General features: G+C 65.3%; 15 protein-coding genes. All 15 read left to right on the forward strand.

Translation table 11 applies throughout. The features are described from left to right. The 15 genes from GGR39_RS04775 to GGR39_RS04845 all read left to right on the forward strand — a co-directional run bounded on the left by GGR39_RS04775 (position 1) and on the right by GGR39_RS04845 (position 18,341). A complete protein-coding gene (locus tag GGR39_RS04775; RefSeq protein ID WP_183616119.1) occupies positions 1-1,470 on the forward strand; it encodes a UDP-N-acetylmuramoyl-tripeptide--D-alanyl-D-alanine ligase in 1,470 nt (489 codons plus the stop codon). A gap of 143 nt (positions 1,471-1,613) precedes the next feature. After that, entirely contained in the window at positions 1,614-2,684 is a 1,071-nt protein-coding gene (mraY, locus tag GGR39_RS04780) for a phospho-N-acetylmuramoyl-pentapeptide-transferase (protein ID WP_058735176.1), read from the forward strand. Positions 2,685-2,695: 11 nt separating this feature from the next. Continuing rightward, positions 2,696-4,063, forward strand: coding sequence for a UDP-N-acetylmuramoyl-L-alanine--D-glutamate ligase (gene murD, locus GGR39_RS04785; protein WP_183616120.1), 1,368 nt, complete (start codon positions 2,696-2,698; stop codon positions 4,061-4,063). After that, positions 4,063-5,274, forward strand: coding sequence for an FtsW/RodA/SpoVE family cell cycle protein (locus GGR39_RS04790; RefSeq protein ID WP_183616121.1), 1,212 nt, complete (start codon positions 4,063-4,065; stop codon positions 5,272-5,274). The genes murD and GGR39_RS04790 overlap by 1 nt, the downstream gene beginning before the upstream one ends. Then, complete coding sequence (murG, locus tag GGR39_RS04795; protein ID WP_183616122.1) at positions 5,271-6,455, forward strand: undecaprenyldiphospho-muramoylpentapeptide beta-N-acetylglucosaminyltransferase; 1,185 nt, start codon at positions 5,271-5,273, stop codon at positions 6,453-6,455. Before GGR39_RS04790 ends, murG begins: the two co-directional genes overlap by 4 nt. Further along, positions 6,452-7,861 (forward strand): UDP-N-acetylmuramate--L-alanine ligase, encoded by a 1,410-nt coding sequence (murC, locus tag GGR39_RS04800; RefSeq protein ID WP_183616123.1) that lies wholly within the window; start codon positions 6,452-6,454, stop codon positions 7,859-7,861. Before murG ends, murC begins: the two co-directional genes overlap by 4 nt. Further along, positions 7,861-8,763 (forward strand): UDP-N-acetylmuramate dehydrogenase, encoded by a 903-nt coding sequence (gene murB, locus GGR39_RS04805; protein ID WP_183616124.1) that lies wholly within the window; start codon positions 7,861-7,863, stop codon positions 8,761-8,763. Before murC ends, murB begins: the two co-directional genes overlap by 1 nt. 31 nt (positions 8,764-8,794) lie before the next feature. Further along, the gene (locus GGR39_RS04810; protein ID WP_058735170.1) at positions 8,795-9,748 is read left to right on the forward strand and encodes a D-alanine--D-alanine ligase; all 954 of its coding nucleotides are present in this window, start codon (positions 8,795-8,797) and stop codon (positions 9,746-9,748) included. Next, complete coding sequence (locus GGR39_RS04815; protein ID WP_183616125.1) at positions 9,745-10,674, forward strand: cell division protein FtsQ/DivIB; 930 nt, start codon at positions 9,745-9,747, stop codon at positions 10,672-10,674. The genes GGR39_RS04810 and GGR39_RS04815 overlap by 4 nt, the downstream gene beginning before the upstream one ends. After that, positions 10,674-11,969, forward strand: coding sequence for a cell division protein FtsA (ftsA, locus tag GGR39_RS04820; protein WP_058735168.1), 1,296 nt, complete (start codon positions 10,674-10,676; stop codon positions 11,967-11,969). The genes GGR39_RS04815 and ftsA overlap by 1 nt, the downstream gene beginning before the upstream one ends. Positions 11,970-12,158: 189 nt before the next feature. Further along, positions 12,159-13,715: a cell division protein FtsZ gene (gene ftsZ, locus GGR39_RS04825; RefSeq protein ID WP_183616126.1), complete on the forward strand. Its 1,557-nt coding sequence runs from the start codon at positions 12,159-12,161 to the stop codon at positions 13,713-13,715. A gap of 92 nt (positions 13,716-13,807) precedes the next feature. Continuing rightward, on the forward strand, positions 13,808-16,015 hold the full coding sequence (locus tag GGR39_RS04830; protein ID WP_221225970.1) for an SPOR domain-containing protein: 2,208 nt from the start codon (positions 13,808-13,810) through the stop codon (positions 16,013-16,015). 130 nt (positions 16,016-16,145) lie between these two features. After that, on the forward strand, positions 16,146-16,664 hold the full coding sequence (locus GGR39_RS04835; protein ID WP_082667796.1) for a type III secretion system chaperone family protein: 519 nt from the start codon (positions 16,146-16,148) through the stop codon (positions 16,662-16,664). A gap of 14 nt (positions 16,665-16,678) precedes the next feature. Beyond that, the gene (locus GGR39_RS04840; RefSeq protein WP_183616128.1) at positions 16,679-17,485 is read left to right on the forward strand and encodes a pyrroline-5-carboxylate reductase family protein; all 807 of its coding nucleotides are present in this window, start codon (positions 16,679-16,681) and stop codon (positions 17,483-17,485) included. 115 nt (positions 17,486-17,600) lie between these two features. Beyond that, positions 17,601-18,341, forward strand: coding sequence for a Bax inhibitor-1/YccA family protein (locus GGR39_RS04845; RefSeq protein ID WP_183616129.1), 741 nt, complete (start codon positions 17,601-17,603; stop codon positions 18,339-18,341). The last annotated feature ends 137 nt before the right edge of the window (positions 18,342-18,478 follow it).

An 18,478-nucleotide genomic window follows, 5' to 3' on the forward strand; every position in this document is an offset into this window, starting at 1 on the left:
ATGAACGCCATTGCCCGCATTCTCGACTGGCCGGTCGACACGCTTGACGAGACGCCGCTGGCGCTGTGGGATGCAGAAAGCATCGCTCGCGCGGTGAAGGGCACCGCCAGTGCCGAATTCCTCGCCTCGGGTGTCGAGATCGACAGCCGCGACGTGCAGCCGGGTGACTTGTTCTTCGCGCTGAAGGGCGAGAGCATGGACGGCCACCGCTTCGTCGACATGGCCCTGGCCAAGGGCGCGGCGGCCGTCGTGGTCGATCGCCCGGTCGATGGCCCGCACATCCTGGTCAAGGACACCACGGAGGCGCTGGTGCGCCTGGGCGCCGCGTCCCGCGCGCGGGGCCGGGGCAAGATCATCGGTGTGACCGGCTCTGTCGGCAAGACCGGCGTGAAGGAGTCCATCTTTGCCGCGCTCGATCGCGCTTCGCATGGCGATGCGCATCGTTCGGTAAAGAGCTACAACAACCATGTCGGCGTACCGCTCAGCCTGGCGCGGATGCCCGCCCGGGCCCGCTTCGGCGTGTTTGAGATGGGCATGAACCACGCAGGTGAGATTGCGGCGCTGACGCGGCAGGTCCGCCCCGATGTCGCGGTGATCACCACGATCGCGCCTGCCCATATCGAGATGCTGGGTTCCGAAGAAGCCATCGCCGATGCCAAGGCGGAAATCTTCGAAGGGCTGGAGGAAGGCGGCGTGGCCGTGATCCCGGCTGACAGCCCCCACTTCGCGCGCCTCAAAGCCGCTGCGGACAAGCTGGGCATCACCGTAATTTCGTTCGGCAAGGCCGATCATGCCAACGTCCGCCTGCTCGATGCCGTATCGGCGATCGGCGGCGGTTCGTTGGTGACGGCGGACATGGGTGATCGGCGCGTGTGCTACACCGTGGCCTCGCCCGGCGAGCATTGGGTGATCAATTCGCTTGCGGTTATGGCCGCGGTGCGTGCGGTGGGCGGGGACCTAGGCGCCGCGGGCGTCGCGCTGGCCGAGATGGAGGGTCTTGCCGGGCGCGGCGCTCGCCTGGAGATCGACATCGATGACGACATGCCGCCGGGCCAGGCGCTGCTGATCGATGAAAGCTACAATGCCAATCCTGCATCGATGCGCGCCACGCTGGCGCAGCTGGGGCGCACGCCTGCTCGCCGCCGCATCGCGGTGCTGGGCGCGATGAAGGAACTGGGAAGCCATGGCCCTGATTATCACGCGGCGCTGGCGATGCCGGTGCGCGAGGCAGGGGTCGATTACGCAGTGCTGGTTGGCGGCGAAATGCAGCCACTGGCGGACGAACTGGGGAAAGGCGTGCCCAACGCGCTTGGCAAATCCATGGCCTTCGCGCATGTCGGTTCGGTGCCGGAAGCCTTGGAAAACCTGCGCGCCTTCGGGCTTGAGCGTGATGATGCGATCCTTGTGAAGGGCTCCAACTCGGTCGGTCTGGCGGCGCTGGTCGCGGCGCTTGGCAAACGCGAAGGGTAAGAGCGATGGGGGGGGCAGCAACCTATTGTCTGAACGCCGACCAACCGTTCGGCGCGTCGCGCGGATACGGCGCTGGCGTTGATCACGAAGGGGCCTTATCGGCCCTGCGCCATCTCGGCACAGACTAGGTCGCAACCCTCCCAATGCTGTACATCATCGCAGACTGGTTTCACTTCGAAGGGGTCTCCAACCTCTTCCGCTACCAGACGTTCCGCTCCGGCGCGGCCCTCATGACCGCGCTTGTCGTAGGGCTGCTGATCGGGCCCAAGTTCATCAACATGCTGCGCGTGCGCCAGGGGAAGGGTCAGCCTATCCGCCTGGACGGTCCGCAGACGCACCTGGCCAAGCGCGGCACGCCGACGATGGGCGGGCTGATGATCCTGATCGCGCTGGTCATCTCCATGCTCTTGTGGATGGACCTGACGAACCCGTTCGTCTGGGCCTGCCTGGCCGTGACGGTCGGCTTCGGCATGATCGGTTTCCTGGATGATTATGACAAGGTGACGAAACGCCACCATGCCGGCCTCTCCAGCAAGCTTCGGCTTTTGCTGGAATTTCTGGTGGCAGGAGTGGCCGCCTTCATCATCGTCAGCCAGCTGAACACGAACCTTTACGTGCCGTTCCTGAGCGGGCGCTACATCCCGCTGGGCCCGTTTTACTACGTATTCGCCGCTGTGGTGATCGTGGGTGCGGGTAACGCCGTGAACCTGACGGACGGGCTGGACGGCCTGGCGACGATGCCGGTGATCATTGCGGCGGGTACCTTCGCGATCATCGCTTATCTAGCGGGCCGCGTCGACTACGCCACGTATCTGGGCATCCCCCACGTGCCCCGCGCGGGTGAACTGGCGATCTTGTGCACCGCGATCATGGGGGCGGGGTTGGCCTTCCTGTGGTTCAATGCCCCCCCTGCAGCCGTGTTTATGGGCGATACCGGCAGCCTTGCGCTGGGCGGCGCACTAGGGGCTATTGCAGTCGCCGCGCATCACGAGATCGTGCTGGCGGTGGTCGGCGGGCTGTTCGTGCTGGAGGCGCTGTCGGTCATCATTCAGGTCTTCTTCTTCAAGCGCACCGGACGCCGCGTGTTCCGCATGGCCCCGATCCATCACCATTTCGAGCAACTCGGCTGGGCAGAGTCGACCGTCGTGATCCGCTTTTGGATCATCTCCATCGTGCTCGCGCTGCTAGGCCTGTCCACGCTGAAGCTGCGGTAAGCGGCGCGGCGATGATCGTCTCTCCCGCCTTCTCGGGCAAGCGGTACGCGGTGCTGGGTCTTGCCCGTTCCGGCTTGGCCACTGTGGAGACGTTGCTGGCCAGTGGCGCGCAAGTGATGGCGTGGGACACGCGGGAGGAACCCCGCGCTGCGCTGGCGGACCGCGTGGAACTTGCCGATCCTACCAGTGCCGACCTGACGGGCTATGACGCCGTCATCGTCTCCCCCGGCATCCCGCTGAACCGCCATCCCATCACCGAGGTTGCCGCTCAGGCTGGCGTGCCGGTGATCGGCGATATCGAGCTTTTTGCCCAGGCCCGCGCGGCCCTGCCTCCGCACAAGGTGGTGGGCATCACCGGCACCAACGGCAAGTCCACCACGACCGCGCTGGTGCGCCACCTTATCGAGAGCGCGGATCTTCCCGTCCTGATGGGCGGCAATATCGGCCTGCCGATCCTGGGTCAGGAGCCTTTGGCACCGAACGAGCACGGCACCGGCGTCTATGTGCTGGAACTGTCGAGCTATCAGATCGACCTGACGCGAAGCCTGGACTGCGACGTGGCAGCGTTGCTCAACATCACGCCGGACCACCTCGACCGGTATGAAGGTTTCTCCGCCTACGCCGCTTCCAAGGCGCGGCTTTTCGCGATGCAGAGCGCGGACCATCACGCCGTCTTCGGCATCGGGGACGATGATACCGCCGCGATCGCCGGGATACAGGTGGCGCGTCACGAACCGGGCCGGGTGAATTTTGCCGACGGGCGGGACATCGTATCCCTGCAGAAGGACTGGCCTTCGCTGCAAGGGCCGCACAACCTTCAGAACGCCGCAGTCGCCATCGCCATCGTCGAGGCGCTGGGGATCACGCGTGACCAGTGGGAGCCGGCGATCACCACGTTCAGTGGCCTGCCTCACCGCATGGAGCGGGTGGCGGAGGCGAACGGCGTGCTGTTCCTGAACGACAGCAAGGCGACCAACCCGGCCTCCACCGCACCCGCGCTGGCGGCATTCCCCCCAGATCCGGACCCGCGCATCCATTGGATCCTGGGTGGTTTGCCCAAGGGTGAGGATCTGGACGAGTGCGCGCCGTTCTTCGGCAATGTGGCGGCCGCCTATACGATCGGCGATGCCGGCCCGATGTTCGCCGACCTGCTGAAGCCGCATATGACGGTCCATCGCAGCGAGATGATGGCCGAAGCGATCCGCGAGGCAATCACGCAGGCCAAACCAGGAGACGTGGTCATGCTCTCCCCGGCATGCGCCAGTTTCGATCAATTTCGCGACTACGAAGCGCGGGGCAATGCATTTCGGCAGATCGTTCAGGCGCTGGTTGCGCCCGAAGCGCCGGAACGTGACGATGACGATGGGGTGATCGACTGATGGCGACCGCAGCATCCACGGTAACACCTATCGCCAGCGGCAACGCGATGGTGCGGTACAATCGCAGCCGTCGCAGCGCGTTGGCGATCTGGTGGCAGGAGATCGACCGGGTCACGCTGGCGCTTGTGCTGATCCTGATGGCGATAGGCACGGTCTCGGTGGCGGCGGCTTCTCCGGCCAGTTCGCGCCGGCTTTCCACGTCGGCCAAGCATCTGTCGGACCTGCACTTCTTCTTCATCCACTTGCGCTGGCAGGCGCTGGGGCTGCTGGCGCTGTTCGGCACCTCCACGCTGTCCAAGGAGACGGCCCGCCGCCTTGGTATCCTGATCGCCGGGGCGATGCTGTTCGCGCTGATGCTGGTGCCGTTCGTCGGCAGCGAAGTGAACGGCGCGCGGCGCTGGCTGAACCTGGGCGTCTCGATCCAGCCCTCCGAATTCCTGAAATGCGGCTTCCCGATCCTGCTGGCCTGGATCCTCGCCTGGCGCGTGCGGGACAATCGCCTGCCGGTGATGCAGGTGACCGTCGGCCTGATGGGGCTGATCGGCGTGCTGCTGATGGCGCAGCCGGATTTTGGCTCGACCATGCTGTTTTCCGCCACCTGGTTCGTGCTGATCCTGCTTTCCGGCTTGGATGTGCGCCGCATCATGGCGGCGATGGGCGCCGGCGTGGCGATCGTGGCGCTGGCCTACATGTTCTATGAGAACGGCCGGAACCGCATCAACGCCTTTCTGGGCGGTGGCAGCGCTTATGATCAGGTCGATCTGGCTGAGCGCACATTGCTGAACGGCGGTTGGTTTGGCACCGGCTTCTGGATGGGTTCGCGCAAGCTGTCCTTGCCGGAGGCACATACGGATTACATCTTCTCGGTGATCGGCGAAGAGTTCGGCTTGGCCGTGTGTGCGGTGATCATCATGCTGTATGCCGCGATCCTGTTTCAGGCGATCCTGCGGCAGACGCGGGAGGACGATCTGTTCACCGTGCTGGCCGGCACCGGCATCGTCGCCCAGTTCGGCGGGCAGGCCTTCATCAATATCCTGGTCAACCTTCAGCTGTTCCCCTCCAAGGGCATGACCTTGCCGCTCGTCTCGTACGGCGGTTCTTCCACCGTGGCGGTTTGCACTTGCCTGGGATTGCTGCTGGCCATTACGCGCAGAAACCCGTTTATCGAGCGTGAGCGGTTTTCGCTCAGCGATGTCGGAGAGACTGCATGACTGCCGCAAGCCGCCATTATGTGCTGGCCGCCGGGGGGACCGGGGGGCACCTGATCCCCGCGTTCGCGCTGGCGCTGGAGCTGGAACGGCGAGGGCATCACGTGGCGCTGATCACCGATGAGCGCGGCGCGCAGATTCCGGGCAAGCCTGCCAGCTTGCCCGCCCATATTCTGCCGCCCGGCCGCATCGCCGGAAAGAACCCGCTGGGCTGGGTCAAGGGCGCGATGGGTGTGATCGAGGGCCGCCGCATGGCGCTGCGCCTGTTCGAAAGCTTCGCGCCCACCGCCGTGGTCGGCTTCGGCGGCTATCCCGCGCTGCCGACGATGCTGGCGGCGCGAGCAGCGGGTATCCCCACGATCCTGCATGAGCAGAACTCGGTGCTGGGCCGGGTCAATCGCTTCTTCGCGCCGCGCGTCAATGCGATCGCGACGGCGTACGAGGATATCGACAAGCTTGATCCCAAGCTGGCCAAGAAGGTCACGCTGGTCGGCAATCCGGTGCGCAGCGAAGTGCTGGCGCTGCGCGATGCGCCGTTCCCGGCCTTCACCTCGGACAGTTTGCTCCGCATCCTGGTTACCGGCGGCAGCCAGGGCGCAAGGGTACTTTCCGAAGTCGTGCCCGATGGCCTGGCCATGCTGCCCACCGCCTTGCGGGCGCGGCTGCAAGTGATCCAGCAGTGCCGCCCGGAAGATATCGAGGCGGTGCGCCATCGCTACGCCAGCCACGGCATCCCGGCTGAACTGGCCACGTACTTTGAGAACATGGCCGAGCGATTGGCCCATGCGCACTTGTTCATCGGCCGGTCCGGAGCTTCGACCATCGCCGAACTGACCGTGGTGGGTCGCCCCGCGATCCTGATCCCGCTGCCGATCGCCACGGACGATCATCAGGCGGCCAACGCGCGCGAGATGGTGGCCGCCGGCGGTGCGCGGGCGATCCGGCAGGAGAAGTTCACCGCCAGCGAACTTGCCAAGCAGATCCAGGCGATGGCGCAGCACCCTGAAACGCTGGCGAACGCGGCGCATGCCGCGTGGAATTGCGGCTATCCCAACGCGGCGAGCGACCTTGCCGATCTGGTGGAGGGCTTCGGCGGTGCGCCGCTGATGGACGTGATCCGTGTTGGCGGAAAGCCTGCTGTGGCCAAGAGCAAGGAAGCCCTCGCATTGGAGAGCGCGGAATGAAAGGCGTCGCCACCGATATCGGGACCGTCCACTTCGTGGGCATCGGCGGCATCGGCATGTCCGGCATCGCCGAGGTGATGCACAACCTGGGCTACACCGTGCAGGGCTCTGACATTGCCGAGGGTTACGTGGTCGAAGGGCTGCGCTCACGCGGGATCAAGGTGATGATCGGCCACGCGGCCGAGAACGTCAGCGAGGCCGCCGTAGTCGTCACGTCGACGGCGGTGAAGCGCGACAATCCCGAGGTCGTCTATGCGCTGGAGCATCGCATCCCGGTCGTCCGCCGGGCAGAGATGCTGGCGGAGCTGATGCGGCTCAAAAATACCGTCGCCGTGGCCGGCACGCATGGCAAGACCACGACGACATCGATGGTGGCCTGTCTGCTGGAAGCGGGCGGCGTCGATCCGACGGTGATCAACGGCGGCATCATCAACTCCTACGGGTCCAACGCGCGGCTTGGCGCCAGTGACTGGATGGTGGTGGAGGCGGATGAGAGCGACGGTTCGTTTCTGCGGCTGGACGGCACCATCGCCGTCGTCACCAACATCGATCCCGAGCACCTTGAGCATTACGGCAGCTTCGACAAGGTGAAGTCCTCGTTCATCGAGTTCATCGAGAACGTGCCCTTTTATGGCGCCGCAGTGCTGTGCATCGATCATCCCGAGGTGCAGGCCCTGATCGGCAAGATCCGCGATCGGCGCGTGATCACTTACGGTTTCTCCGCGCAGGCCGATGTGCGGGGCGAGGCGGTGACGCCGGTGCCCGGCGGCAATCGCTTCGATGTCGTGGTGCGAGAGCGTGATGGCGAGCAGCGCCGGATCGAAGGGATCGAGTTGCCGATGCCGGGCCGCCACAACGTGCAGAACGCGCTCGCCGCCGTCGCCGTGGCGATCGAGATGGGCTGCGATGATGAGATCGTTCGCGGCGGCTTCGCCCAGTTCGGCGGGGTCAAGCGGCGTTTCACCAAGGTCGGCGAAGTGGGCGGCGCCACCGTGATCGATGATTACGGCCATCACCCGGTGGAGATTCGCGCCGTTCTTGCCGCCGCGCGCGAAGGCGTGAAGGGCCGCGTGCTGGCCGTGGTGCAGCCGCACCGTTTTACGCGCCTGCGCGATCTTATGGAGGAGTTCCAGACCGCCTTTAACGATGCCGATGCCGTCTATGTGACGCCGGTATATGCGGCAGGCGAGACGCCGATCGACGGTGTGGATGCCGAGGCGCTGGTCACCGGGCTCAAGGCGCGGGGCCATCGCGATGCGCATGTCATCGGCGGGGCGGATGAACTGGCCGAAGCCATGGCGCGGATCATCCGGCCGGGCGATATGATCGTTTGCCTGGGCGCGGGCGATATCACCAAGTGGGCGGCAGGCCTTGCCGGCGCGATCGGCGAGCGGGCCGTCGCCTGATGGTCGAGCAACCCACGCTCGAAAAGAATGGGGTGAGGGGGAAACTGACCCCGCAGGCCCCGCTCGCCCCGCTGGTCTGGTTCAAGTCCGGCGGCGCGGCAGAGTGGCTGTTCGAGCCCAAGGACATGGCCGATCTGCAGGCGTTCCTGCATGATCTCCATCCGTCCGTGCCCGTCATGGCGCTGGGGCTGGGCTCCAACATGATCGTGCGTGATGGCGGCGTGCCGGGCGTGGTCGTTCGTCTGGGCAAGGCCTTCGCAAGGGTTGAAAAGGTGGACGAAGTGACGCTGCGGTGCGGCGGCGGTGCTTCGGGTATTCTCGTCTCCTCCACCGCGCGCGATGCGGGCATCGCGGGGGTCGAGTTCCTGCGCTCCATCCCCGGCACCGTCGGCGGGTTCGTGCGAATGAACGGCGGCGCTTATGGCGGCGAGGTGAAGGACATCCTCGTCGATTGTGACGTGGTGCTGCGTTCGGGCGAACTGATCACGCTGGGTGTGGCTCAGCTTGGCTATACCTATCGCCACTCTGAATTGCCCGATGGCGCGATGGTCGTCAGCGCGCAGTTTCGCGGGCATCCGGGTGAGCCTGGCGCGATCCAGGCTGAGATGGACCGCATCTCCGCCAGCCGCGAGGCCAGCCAGCCGCTCCGCTCCAAGACCGGCGGCTCGACCTTCAAGAACCCGGAAGGCCACAAGGCGTGGCAGCTGGTGGATGAAGCCGGGTGCCGGGGACTGACGCTGGGCGGCGCGCAAGTGAGCGAGAAGCACACGAACTTCCTCATCAACACCGGCACCGCGACCAGCGCCGAGATCGAGGCGCTGGGCGAGGAAGTGCGGCGGCGCGTGCGGGAAAACTCGGGCGTGGAGCTGGAGTGGGAAATTCAAAGGGTGGGCGAACAGTGAAGAATACGGCCATCCCGAACGGAGATCGCGCATGACCATCGGCAAACTTCACGTCGCAGTGCTGATGGGCGGTTGGTCATCCGAGCGGCCCGTCTCGCTGATGAGCGGCGAGGGCGTGGCCAAGGCCCTGGAGTCCAAGGGCCACCGCGTGACCCGGATCGACATGGGCCGCGATGTCGCGCTCAAGCTGGCGGAGGCCAAGCCCGACGTCGTGTTCAACGCGCTCCACGGCTCGCCCGGTGAGGATGGCACCGTTCAGGGCATGATGGACCTGATGGGCCTCACTTACACGCATTCCGGCCTCTCCACTTCGGTCATCGCGATCGATAAGGAGCTGACCAAGCAGGCGCTGGTCCCCCACGGCATTCCGATGCCTGGCGGGCGAATCGTGCCGTGCGAAGAGATTTTCGAGCGAGACCCGCTGCCGCGCCCCTATGTGCTGAAGCCGGTGAACGAAGGTTCTTCTGTCGGCGTGGCGATCGTCACGGACCAGGGCAATTATGGCAATCCGGTTTCCCGTGACGCAAAGGGGCCGTGGCAGGACTTCGATCGCCTGCTGGCAGAGCCGTTCATTCGCGGACGTGAACTGACCACGGCCGTCATCGGCGATCGTGCCCTGCTCGTCACCGAACTGCGGCCTAAGTCCGGCTTCTACGATTTCGACGCCAAATACACCGATGGCATGACCGAGCATATCTGCCCGGCCGATATCCCGGATGACATCACCGCGGCCTGCAAGGACATCGCCCTGCGCGCGCACAAGTTGCTGGGTTGCAAGGGCACCAGCCGTTCGGACTTTCGCTGGGATGACGAGCAGGGCGTGGAAGGCCTGTTCCTGCTGGAAGTGAATACGCAGCCTGGCATGACCCCGCTGAGCCTGGTGCCGGAGCAGGCGAAGGCTTGCGGTATGGAGTACCCCGATCTGGTCGAGGCGATCATCGCCGAGGCACTGGCCGATGCGCGCGAGCGGGCCGGCACACCATGAGCCAGACGATCCGCCGCAAGGCGACGAATGTTCGCAAGACCGCGGCGGCGCAGGGCAAGAAGGCCCGTGTTAATCAGGCCAAGGCGCGCACCGGCTCGGTTCTCGACATGGCGATGGCGGCGCTGCCGTTCAGCGAAGCGCAGCTGCACCGCATCTTCCTGTTCGCCATCCTGGCGGGCGCGGCTGTGTTGGCAGTGGTCGTGGCGTCGGCGGCGGGATTGCCGGCCCTGGCGAACCTGCAAGTGGCGCAAGTGGCGTCCGGCGCGGGCTTCGAGGTGCGCCATGTGGACGTGCGCGGGGTTAAGAATCTCAACGAACTGAAGGTCTACGAACGGGCACTGGCCCAGCGTGACCGGGCGATGCCGCTGGTCGATCTCGATGCGCTGCGGCAGGACCTGCTCGGCCTTTCGTGGGTCAAGGATGCGCGCGTTTCTCGCCAGTTGCCCGATACGCTGGTGATCGACATCGTCGAGCGCGAGCCGCACGCGGTTCTACGCAAGGTCGATCGCTTCGTTCTGATCGACGAGACGGGGCACGAGCTGGAGACGGTGGCGCGCGGGCGGGCGCAAGGTAAGCTGATCGTGTCCGGGCTGGGCGCGGGCCAGCAGGTGATTGCGCTGTCCCGCGTGCTGGACGCCGCGCCCGCGCTCAAGCCCCGAGTGCAGGAAGCCGAATGGATCGGCAACCGCCGGTGGAACATCACGTTCAAGACCGGGCAGGTCCTGGCCTTGCCGGAGGGCGAGCAGGAGGCGGCCAGTGCCCTCGTGTCCTTTGCGCGTCTCGATGGAACAAATCGGCTGCTCGGCGGTAAAGTCACGATATTCGATATGCGCGCGCCTGATCGCATCTACTTGCGGATTCCTGGCCGCGAGGCGGAGGCGGCCGCGATCAAGGCCGGGGCGACACGCAAGGGGGAGGCGAACTGATGGCTGGCGCGCGATCTTCCACTCCCCGCATCAGCCGCGTGTTCGGGGCCGTCAACATCGGCTCGTTCCGCATTTCCGCCATAGTTGCAGGTATTTCCGATGTGGGTGACGTCGTGGTGCTGGGTTCCGGCCACCGCGCCAGCCAGGGCGTGCGCCGTGGTTATGTGACGGACATGACTGCGGCTACTTACGCCATCCGCGATGCGATCGACCGCGCGGAGAAAATGGCGGACACGTCTGTGCAGCGCGTCTGGATCGGCTGCTCGGGCGCGGGCCTCGCCTGCCAGGTTGCCGAGGTGGATGCCGAGATCGGCGGTCGCCGGATTGAGCAGGAGGACATCGACGAACTGCTCAGTTCCGCGCGGGACGTGATCCGGCCTGACGGGCGCATGGTGCTTCACGCGCAACCGGCGCAATATCGGCTCGACGGAGCGCACGGTGTCGCTAATCCACGCGGACTTCACGCCGAGCGGCTTGGCGTCGATATCCACATCATGCTGGCGGATGGCGCGCCGATCCGCAACCTGACGGAAGCGGTGCAATCCGCGCACCTGGAGGTAGAAGCGGTGGTCGGCTCACCCGTGGCGGCGGGCCATGCCTGCTTGTCGCCCGAGGAGCGGGATCTGGGCGTCGCTCTGGTGGAGTTCGGCGCGGAAGTCACGAACGTGGCGATCTATTCGCAAGGAATGCTGACGGGCTTGACCTCGATCCCGATGGGTTCGGCCGATGTGACCGACGCGATCGCTTCGGCGTTCGGCATTCGTCGCTTCCAGGCGGAACGGCTGAAGTGCGTCAACGGCTCGGCGCTTGCCAGCCCAGCGGACCATCGCGAGATGATCCCAGTCAACGCTCCCGGTGAGGAAGAAACCGGGCCGATCGCGCGCCATGCCGATGACAAGAACCGCATTCCGCGTGCCGAGCTGATCGCGGTCATCACCGGGCAGCTGGGCACCTTGATGGAAGAGGTCAACAAAGCGCTCAAGGCGATGCGTTTCAACGGCCAACGCGGCAAGCAGGTGGTATTCACCGGCGGCGGCGCCGAACTGGTAGGCCTGGCTGATTATGCGCAGGCCGCCCTGGGCAAGCCGGTGCGCATCGGCCGGGTGCCACATCTCAATGGCTTGGCCGAAGCGCATGTAAAGCCGGGCTTTTCCACACTGGCCGGTCTGGTGCTTTACGCCTCCGCCGATCCCATCGACATTCGCACGCTCAACAGTCGCCGGCAGCTGTCCGTGCGTTCGGAGCGGATGGGCACGGCAGGGCGTATCTATCGCGCTTTCCGGCAATATTTCTAGATGATGGCGTCGCAGGTGATGATTCCGGATGGCGTCTCGCCCCGATCCGATGCCGCATCGCCGAAATGTGTCCGAATTACGCTTGTCTGTTGTGGACAAAGCCTTGCGATGCTTTGCTTCCCGGCGCAGGGCTGTGCCATCAGATTTGGTCAATGATTTCTTGCCGCGCGTGTCTGCCAGGAGAGTAAGATGAGCATCAATATCGGACCGCCGGCGATTGAAGAGCTGCGTCCTCGTATCCTCGTGATCGGTGTGGGTGGTGCAGGCGGCAACGCCATCGCCAACATGATCCAGGCCCAGATCGAGGGTGTGGATTTTATCGTCGCCAACACTGACGCGCAGGCGCTGAACAGCTCGATCGCCGAAAATCGCATTCAGCTGGGCCCCGATATCACCCAGGGCCTGGGTGCAGGCTCGCGGCCTGAAGTGGGCCGCGCCGCCGCCGAAGAGACGATCGAAGAGATCGATCGTCTGCTCGAGGGCGTTCACATGGTGTTCATCGCCGCTGGCATGGGCGGCGGCACCGGCACCGGCGCCGCACCGATCATCGCCAAGGCCGCGCGTGACAAGGGCGTGCTGACCGTGGGCGTGGTCACCAAGCCGTTCATGTTCGAAGGCACGCGCCGCATGCGCTCTGCCGAGACCGGCATCGACGAACTGCAAAAGCATGTCGACACGCTGATCGTCATCCCCAACCAGAACCTGTTCCTGGTCGCCAAGGCGGACACCACCTTCAAGGAGGCTTTCGGGCTGGCTGACGAGGTGCTGCAGCAGGGCGTGCGCTCGATCACCGACCTGATGGTGATGCCGGGCCTTATCAACCTCGACTTTGCTGACGTGCGCTCGGTCATGGGTGAAATGGGCAAGGCGATGATGGGCACGGGTGAGGGCGAAGGCCCCAACCGTGCGCTCGAGGCCGCCGAACGCGCCATCGCCAATCCGCTGCTCGATGGCGTATCGATGCAAGGTGCCAAGGGCGTGATCATCTCGATCATCGGCGGCGACGACATGAAGCTGCTGGAAGTGGATGAGGCCGCCAACCACATCCGAGAACTGGTCGACAGCGACGCGAACATCATCTGGGGTTCCGCGTTCAATCCTGACCTGCAGGGCAAGATTCGCGTGTCGGTGGTCGCCACCGGTATAGAGCAATCGGCCGAGCAGGCCGAGATCGCCTCCCGCCCGATGAATCTGGGCAGTTCGCGCGGACCGGTTCGTCCTGCTGCGGCACCTTCCGCTGAGCGTGCGCCTGTGCCCTCGTTCGCGCCACCAGCGGCCTCGCAGGCCGCGCCCGAGCCTTTCGATCTTGGCCAGGACGCCGAAGTCGCCGAGGATGACAGCGCGTTCGATCTGGGCGGTGCCGAGGAACTGGCCCCCGAAGAAACGGCGGCCACCTCTGCGCAGCTTCAGCCTTATGGCGACGGTGCTGCGGCGCCGGCTCCCGCGCAACGTGGCACGCGTCAGGACGAACTCGACCTTCAGGCCGACGCCGCCGAGCCGGTCTCGCCGATGCGCCGCCGCACGTTCCTGTCGGAATCCGCCCCGGCGGCGGCTGCTCCGGCCCCTGCGGCCAAGCCCGCTGCGGCGGCTCCGGTGCAGCGTCCGGCATCGACCGGCAGCACTTTGTTTGAGCGTATGTCGAACCTTTCGCGCGGTTCGCGTCCAGCGCCGAGCGAAAACCCGGACGACGATGATAGCGGCTCTATCGCGATCCCGCGTTTCCTAGGTCGACAGAACAATCAGTAAGCCCATGGGCAGGAACGGTTTTCGTGATCGTTCCTGCCGGGTTAAGCTTGTGATGGGTAGGGGCTGGCTGATGCGATCGGCCAGGATAAACTGTGGGTAGTTTGGATATGAGGCACCGCCTTTCAGGCTGGTTGGCCGGTGTAGCTGGTGTTGCCCTGGCGGCCAGCGCTGGCTCCGCCGTGGCCCAGTCCGTCCCAACGGTTTCCCGGCCCGTCGTGCAGCGCCCGCCCAGCGCCGCCTCCCAGCGATTGAGCGCGGCTTTGGCCCGTATCGCGCGTGATCCACGCGATTACATGGCCTTGGTGGACGCCGGCGATGCCGCCAATTCGCTTGGCGATCCGGAAGCGGCCGTGGGTTTTTACACCCGCGCCGACGCCATCTCCCCCAACAATGCCCGGATAAAAGCGGGAACGGCCCGCGCTTTGGTGCTGCAGGGCGATCCCATCAAGGCGATCCCGCTGTTCGCCGCCGCCGAGGCGGGTGGTGCCGGTGTCGACGTCACGTCCGACCGGGGCCTTGCCTATGATCTGGTCGGTGACCCAATTACCGCACAGCGCTATTACCGCGCAGCACTGACCCGAAACGCCGACGATGAAACCCGCCGTCGGCTGGGGGTGAGCCTGGCGATCACCGGTGATACCGCCGGTTCGGAAGTCATGCTGATGCCGCTGCTGCGCAAGCAGGACAAACCCGGCTGGCGATCCCACGCCTTTGCGCTCGCGATCGAGGGTAAGACCAAGGAAGCGGTCGATACCGTCAACGCGATTCTTCCGGGTCCCCTCGCGCAAAGCGTTACGCCATACCTGCGATACATGCCCCGGCTGACACGGGCGCAGCAGGCAGCGGCTGCCAATCTGGGCAAGTTTCCCCGCGCGTCGGAGATCGGTCGCGATGATCCCGCCATTGCTGCCTATGCCGCTTCGGCACCGCGAATGGCTGCCGCGGATGCGGGCCTGATCCCCCGGGGCCAGCAGCTGGGAAGCGGCGCACGGAGCGTGCCGGCAGCGCCGCCGTTGACCCGATCGCAACGCCGCGCGCAAGAGAAGGCCGCGCAATTGGCTCGCGCCTCGTCAGCGGCGGCATCGCGCGTTGCACCACCCGATCCGCGGCCTGCGATCAGCCAGAGCAGTGACGGCGAGCTGCCAGCGATCGGCGGCGGCGGTCGCGGAACGCTGGCCATGAACGATGCCAGTCGCCCGACAGTCCAGACGACCACCTCGCGTCAGCCGCTGACACCGGCACCGTCGCCTGCTCCATCTGCCAGCTACGCGCGCCGCGAAACGACGGTTGAGCGCTCTGCTGTGCCGGCTGCTAACCAGAATTACGGCGCGATAGCGGGCACCGGGTCCGCGACGGTGCGAAGCGGATCGATCGTGCTTCCCGGGGCGGTAAGCGCTTCACCGGCGGCAAACGCGGGCAGCGCCGCTCTTGCCAGCGCGCAACCGCAAGTGCCGGGCCGTTCATCCGTCCCCACCACACCGCCAGCTGCTCCGGCATCGCCAGCCCTGGCTTCGGGTTCTTCTGCAGCACCGACCCCGGCTCCCACTGCTACGGCGAACACGGCGCCAGTCCCAGGCTTCGACCTGGCGCGCCTTGCCCCCACGGCAGGCCCCAGCGCCTCAGGCACCAGCACGCCGCCGCCAGCAGCGGGCGAAACCCCGCCCGATCCCGTATCTCTGGAAAAGATCTTTGCCGATCTCGGGTCACCGAGCCGGGCGGCCGCTCCGGTTTCAGGCGCAGTGGACATCCGCGCCATCGTACCGGCCAAGAATGTCCCGGTGCGTGAGCCGGAGGCCGTAGCGCCCGAGGCGCCGGCTCTGGCCAAGGCCGCCACTGCAAAGCCGGGCTCCAGGAAGGCGGCCGAAGCCAAGCTCGCGGATGCAGGCGCAATCGATACCAAGGCTGCGCCGCTGAAGGACGTCAAGCTCGACCCTAAGAAGGCCAAGGCCGACGCCAAGAAAGCGGAGGCGAAAAAGGCTGAGGACAAGAAAAAGGCCGATGCCGAGAAGCTGCTCAAAAGCAACCCGAGCCGCACTTGGGTGCAGATTGGCGTGGGCCGCAACATGGATGCGATCGCCTTTGACTGGCGGCGGTTCGTGAAGGAAAATCCGGCTCTGCTGAAAGGCCGCAAGGCCTCCACTATCGATATGGGCCGCACCAATCGCATCCTCGTCGGCCCGTTTGAGACTCAAAAGGCGGCATCGGCTTTCGTGGCACAGGCGAAGAAGGCCGATTTTGCCGGGGCTTTCGTGTGGTCCAGCACTGCCGGACAGGTGGTGGAGCCACTTGGCGCGAAATAAGGTAAGCGAACTTTTACCGGCTTATCCACACGCTGTTCACAGACTTGTCGAGTTTTGCGCAGGTCATTGATCCGCGACGATTGTGCGCAGGGCCGGTGAGGCCGCAATCGATACACGTCATGGAGGCGTGATGTCTGGGATTATGAGAAGCGTTGGAGACGACATCGAGCGGGAGGAAGACGCCGCACCGGTAGAGATGCTGGCCGCGCTGTTCGAGGCGCGAGACTGGCCGCACGAGTACACCGGCGAGGACGAAATCTCTGCCGAGGTGAAGGGCAGCTGGGCCACCTATCAGTTCCAGGCGATCTGGCGCGCGGAAGATCGCGTCGTGCAATTGCTGTGTCTGCCGGAAATCCGCGTCCCGGAGCCGAAGCGCGCCGCGATGCATGAGGCGCTGACGCTGATTAACGAGCAACTGTGGGTCGGCCACTTCGATATGTGGTCCAGCGGCGGTGTCGTGCTCTATCGTCATGGTCTGATGCTGGGCGAGGACGGACTGCTCGGCCCGGCGCAGGCGCAGACCGTGGTGGAAGCGGCGATCGATGAGTGCGATCGCTTCTATCCGGTGTTCCAGTTCATCCTGTGGGGCGACAAGACGCCGACCGAAGCGCTGGCGGCCGCGATGGTCGACGCTGCCGGCGAAGCTTGAGGGCAAAGGCGCAAATGGCGAAGTTCGACACGATCCTCATCGTTGGCTGTGGCAACATGGGCGGCGCGATGCTGCAGGGCTGGCTGACCGGGGGCGTCGATCCGGCGCGCGTGACCATCATGGACCCGGGCATGAGCGCCGCGCCGGACGGCGTGACCCTGGTTCGCGATGTACCGGATGCCGCGTTCGATGTCGTCCTGCTGGGGGTGAAGCCCCAATTGCTGGGTGCGGTTACCCCACAAGTGGAGGCACTGATCGGGCCGCAAACGACCTTGCTGTCCATCCTGGCCGGCGTGGAATTGGCGACGCTGTCGGCACGCTTCCCGCGCGCTGGCGGGATCGTGCGGATCATGCCCAACCTGGCCGCCGCGATCGGCCGATCGCCGCTGGCGCTGTCCGGCCGTGGGCTGGACGATGCGGCTCAGGCCGAATTGACGGCGCTGCTGGCTCCTTTGGGCACGCCGGAGTGGCTGGCGAAAGAGGGCCTGTTCGATGCGGTGACGGCATTGGCCGGATGCGGCCCGGCCTTCGTCTATCGTTTCATCGATGCGTTGGCGGCAGGGGCGGTGGCCTTGGGTATAGCCGAGGATCAGGCGCAACGACTGGCTCTCGCCACTTCGGAGGGGTCCGCGCTTCTGGCGGCGGCATCGCCCCACGGTCCGGGCGAACTGGCGCGCCGCGTGGCGAGCCCTGGTGGCGCGACTCAGGCTGGGCTGGATGTGCTCGACGATCAGGCCGCGCTGTCCAAGGTGGTGGCGGCGGCCATGGCGGCGGCGGAGCGGCGCTCCGCTGAAATGGGTGCGGCGGCACGCGGTGGCTGACACACTTCGTTACGCGATAGGCAACTCTCTCCTCCTTGAATTGTTGATCCCGGCGAGCGATATTCGCTGATGTCCGGAAACCATCGCATTGGGCGGTGCCGGAAAGGAGTTTGAAATGGCTAACTGGAACGACCCCCAGCCCCGTTCGGGCTTAGGTGCGTCCCCGAGCCTGGGTGGCCGTACCGGCACGCGTGTCGGCTACGATGCCGGCCTGCGTCGGCACATGCTGTCGATCTACAATTACATGGCTTCCGGCGTGCTGCTTTCGGGCGTTGTGGCGTTGCTGTTCGCGCAGTCCGGCATGGCGGCTCAAGTGCTGACCACGCCGCTTCGCTGGGTCATCATGCTGGCTCCGCTGGGCTTCGTCATGGCGATGAGCTTTGGCGTGAACAAGATGCGCACCTCCACGTTGCAGCTGCTGTTCTGGGGCTTCGCGATCGTGATGGGCCTCTCGCTCTCGTCGATCTTCCTGGTGTTCACCGGCGCGTCGATCGCCACCACCTTCTTTGCGACGGCGGGTGCGTTCGCAGGTCTTAGCCTGGTGGGCTACACCACGAAGAAGGACCTGTCGGGCATGGGCTCGTTCATGATCATGGGCTTGATCGGCATCATGATTGCCATGGTGATCAACCTGTTCGTACAGTCCAGCGCGCTGCAGATGGGCATCTCGATCCTGGGCGTGCTGATCTTCGCGGGCCTCACCGCCTACGACACGCAGCGCCTGAAGCAGGAATACTATGTGCTGGCCGGTACAGAGTTTGCCGGCAAGGCGATCGTGATGGGCGCACTCAGCCTCTATCTCGATTTCATCAACATGTTCCAGTTCCTGCTTAGCTTCATGGGTCAGCGGGACTGATCGGAAGGCGGTCGGCTCATCCGGGCTGAAATCTTCCACAGGTGAATGGCAATGCCCGGCGCGACTGCTTCGTGCCGGGCATTTGCTTTGTCGGCTGAACCGGTTAGATGGGTTTTCTCGCGATAATTGAAGAGGGT

Source organism: Novosphingobium fluoreni, from assembly GCF_014196615.1.
GTDB classification, from domain to species: Bacteria; Pseudomonadota; Alphaproteobacteria; order Sphingomonadales; family Sphingomonadaceae; genus Novosphingobium; species Novosphingobium fluoreni.

Bases quoted from the DNA above. Each gene is read 5' to 3' on its own strand.
- GGR39_RS04775 (WP_183616119.1), top strand. From the start codon at position 1: ATGAACGCCATTGCCCGCATTCTCGACTGGCCGGTCGACACGCTTGAC.
- mraY (WP_058735176.1), top strand. From the start codon at position 1,614: ATGCTGTACATCATCGCAGACTGGTTTCACTTCGAAGGGGTCTCCAAC.
- murD (WP_183616120.1), top strand. From the start codon at position 2,696: ATGATCGTCTCTCCCGCCTTCTCGGGCAAGCGGTACGCGGTGCTGGGT.
- GGR39_RS04790 (WP_183616121.1), top strand. From the start codon at position 4,063: ATGGCGACCGCAGCATCCACGGTAACACCTATCGCCAGCGGCAACGCG.
- murG (WP_183616122.1), top strand. From the start codon at position 5,271: ATGACTGCCGCAAGCCGCCATTATGTGCTGGCCGCCGGGGGGACCGGG.
- murC (WP_183616123.1), top strand. From the start codon at position 6,452: ATGAAAGGCGTCGCCACCGATATCGGGACCGTCCACTTCGTGGGCATC.
- murB (WP_183616124.1), top strand. From the start codon at position 7,861: ATGGTCGAGCAACCCACGCTCGAAAAGAATGGGGTGAGGGGGAAACTG.
- GGR39_RS04810 (WP_058735170.1), top strand. From the start codon at position 8,795: ATGACCATCGGCAAACTTCACGTCGCAGTGCTGATGGGCGGTTGGTCA.
- GGR39_RS04815 (WP_183616125.1), top strand. From the start codon at position 9,745: ATGAGCCAGACGATCCGCCGCAAGGCGACGAATGTTCGCAAGACCGCG.
- ftsA (WP_058735168.1), top strand. From the start codon at position 10,674: ATGGCTGGCGCGCGATCTTCCACTCCCCGCATCAGCCGCGTGTTCGGG.
- ftsZ (WP_183616126.1), top strand. From the start codon at position 12,159: ATGAGCATCAATATCGGACCGCCGGCGATTGAAGAGCTGCGTCCTCGT.
- GGR39_RS04835 (WP_082667796.1), top strand. From the start codon at position 16,146: ATGTCTGGGATTATGAGAAGCGTTGGAGACGACATCGAGCGGGAGGAA.
- GGR39_RS04840 (WP_183616128.1), top strand. From the start codon at position 16,679: ATGGCGAAGTTCGACACGATCCTCATCGTTGGCTGTGGCAACATGGGC.
- GGR39_RS04845 (WP_183616129.1), top strand. From the start codon at position 17,601: ATGGCTAACTGGAACGACCCCCAGCCCCGTTCGGGCTTAGGTGCGTCC.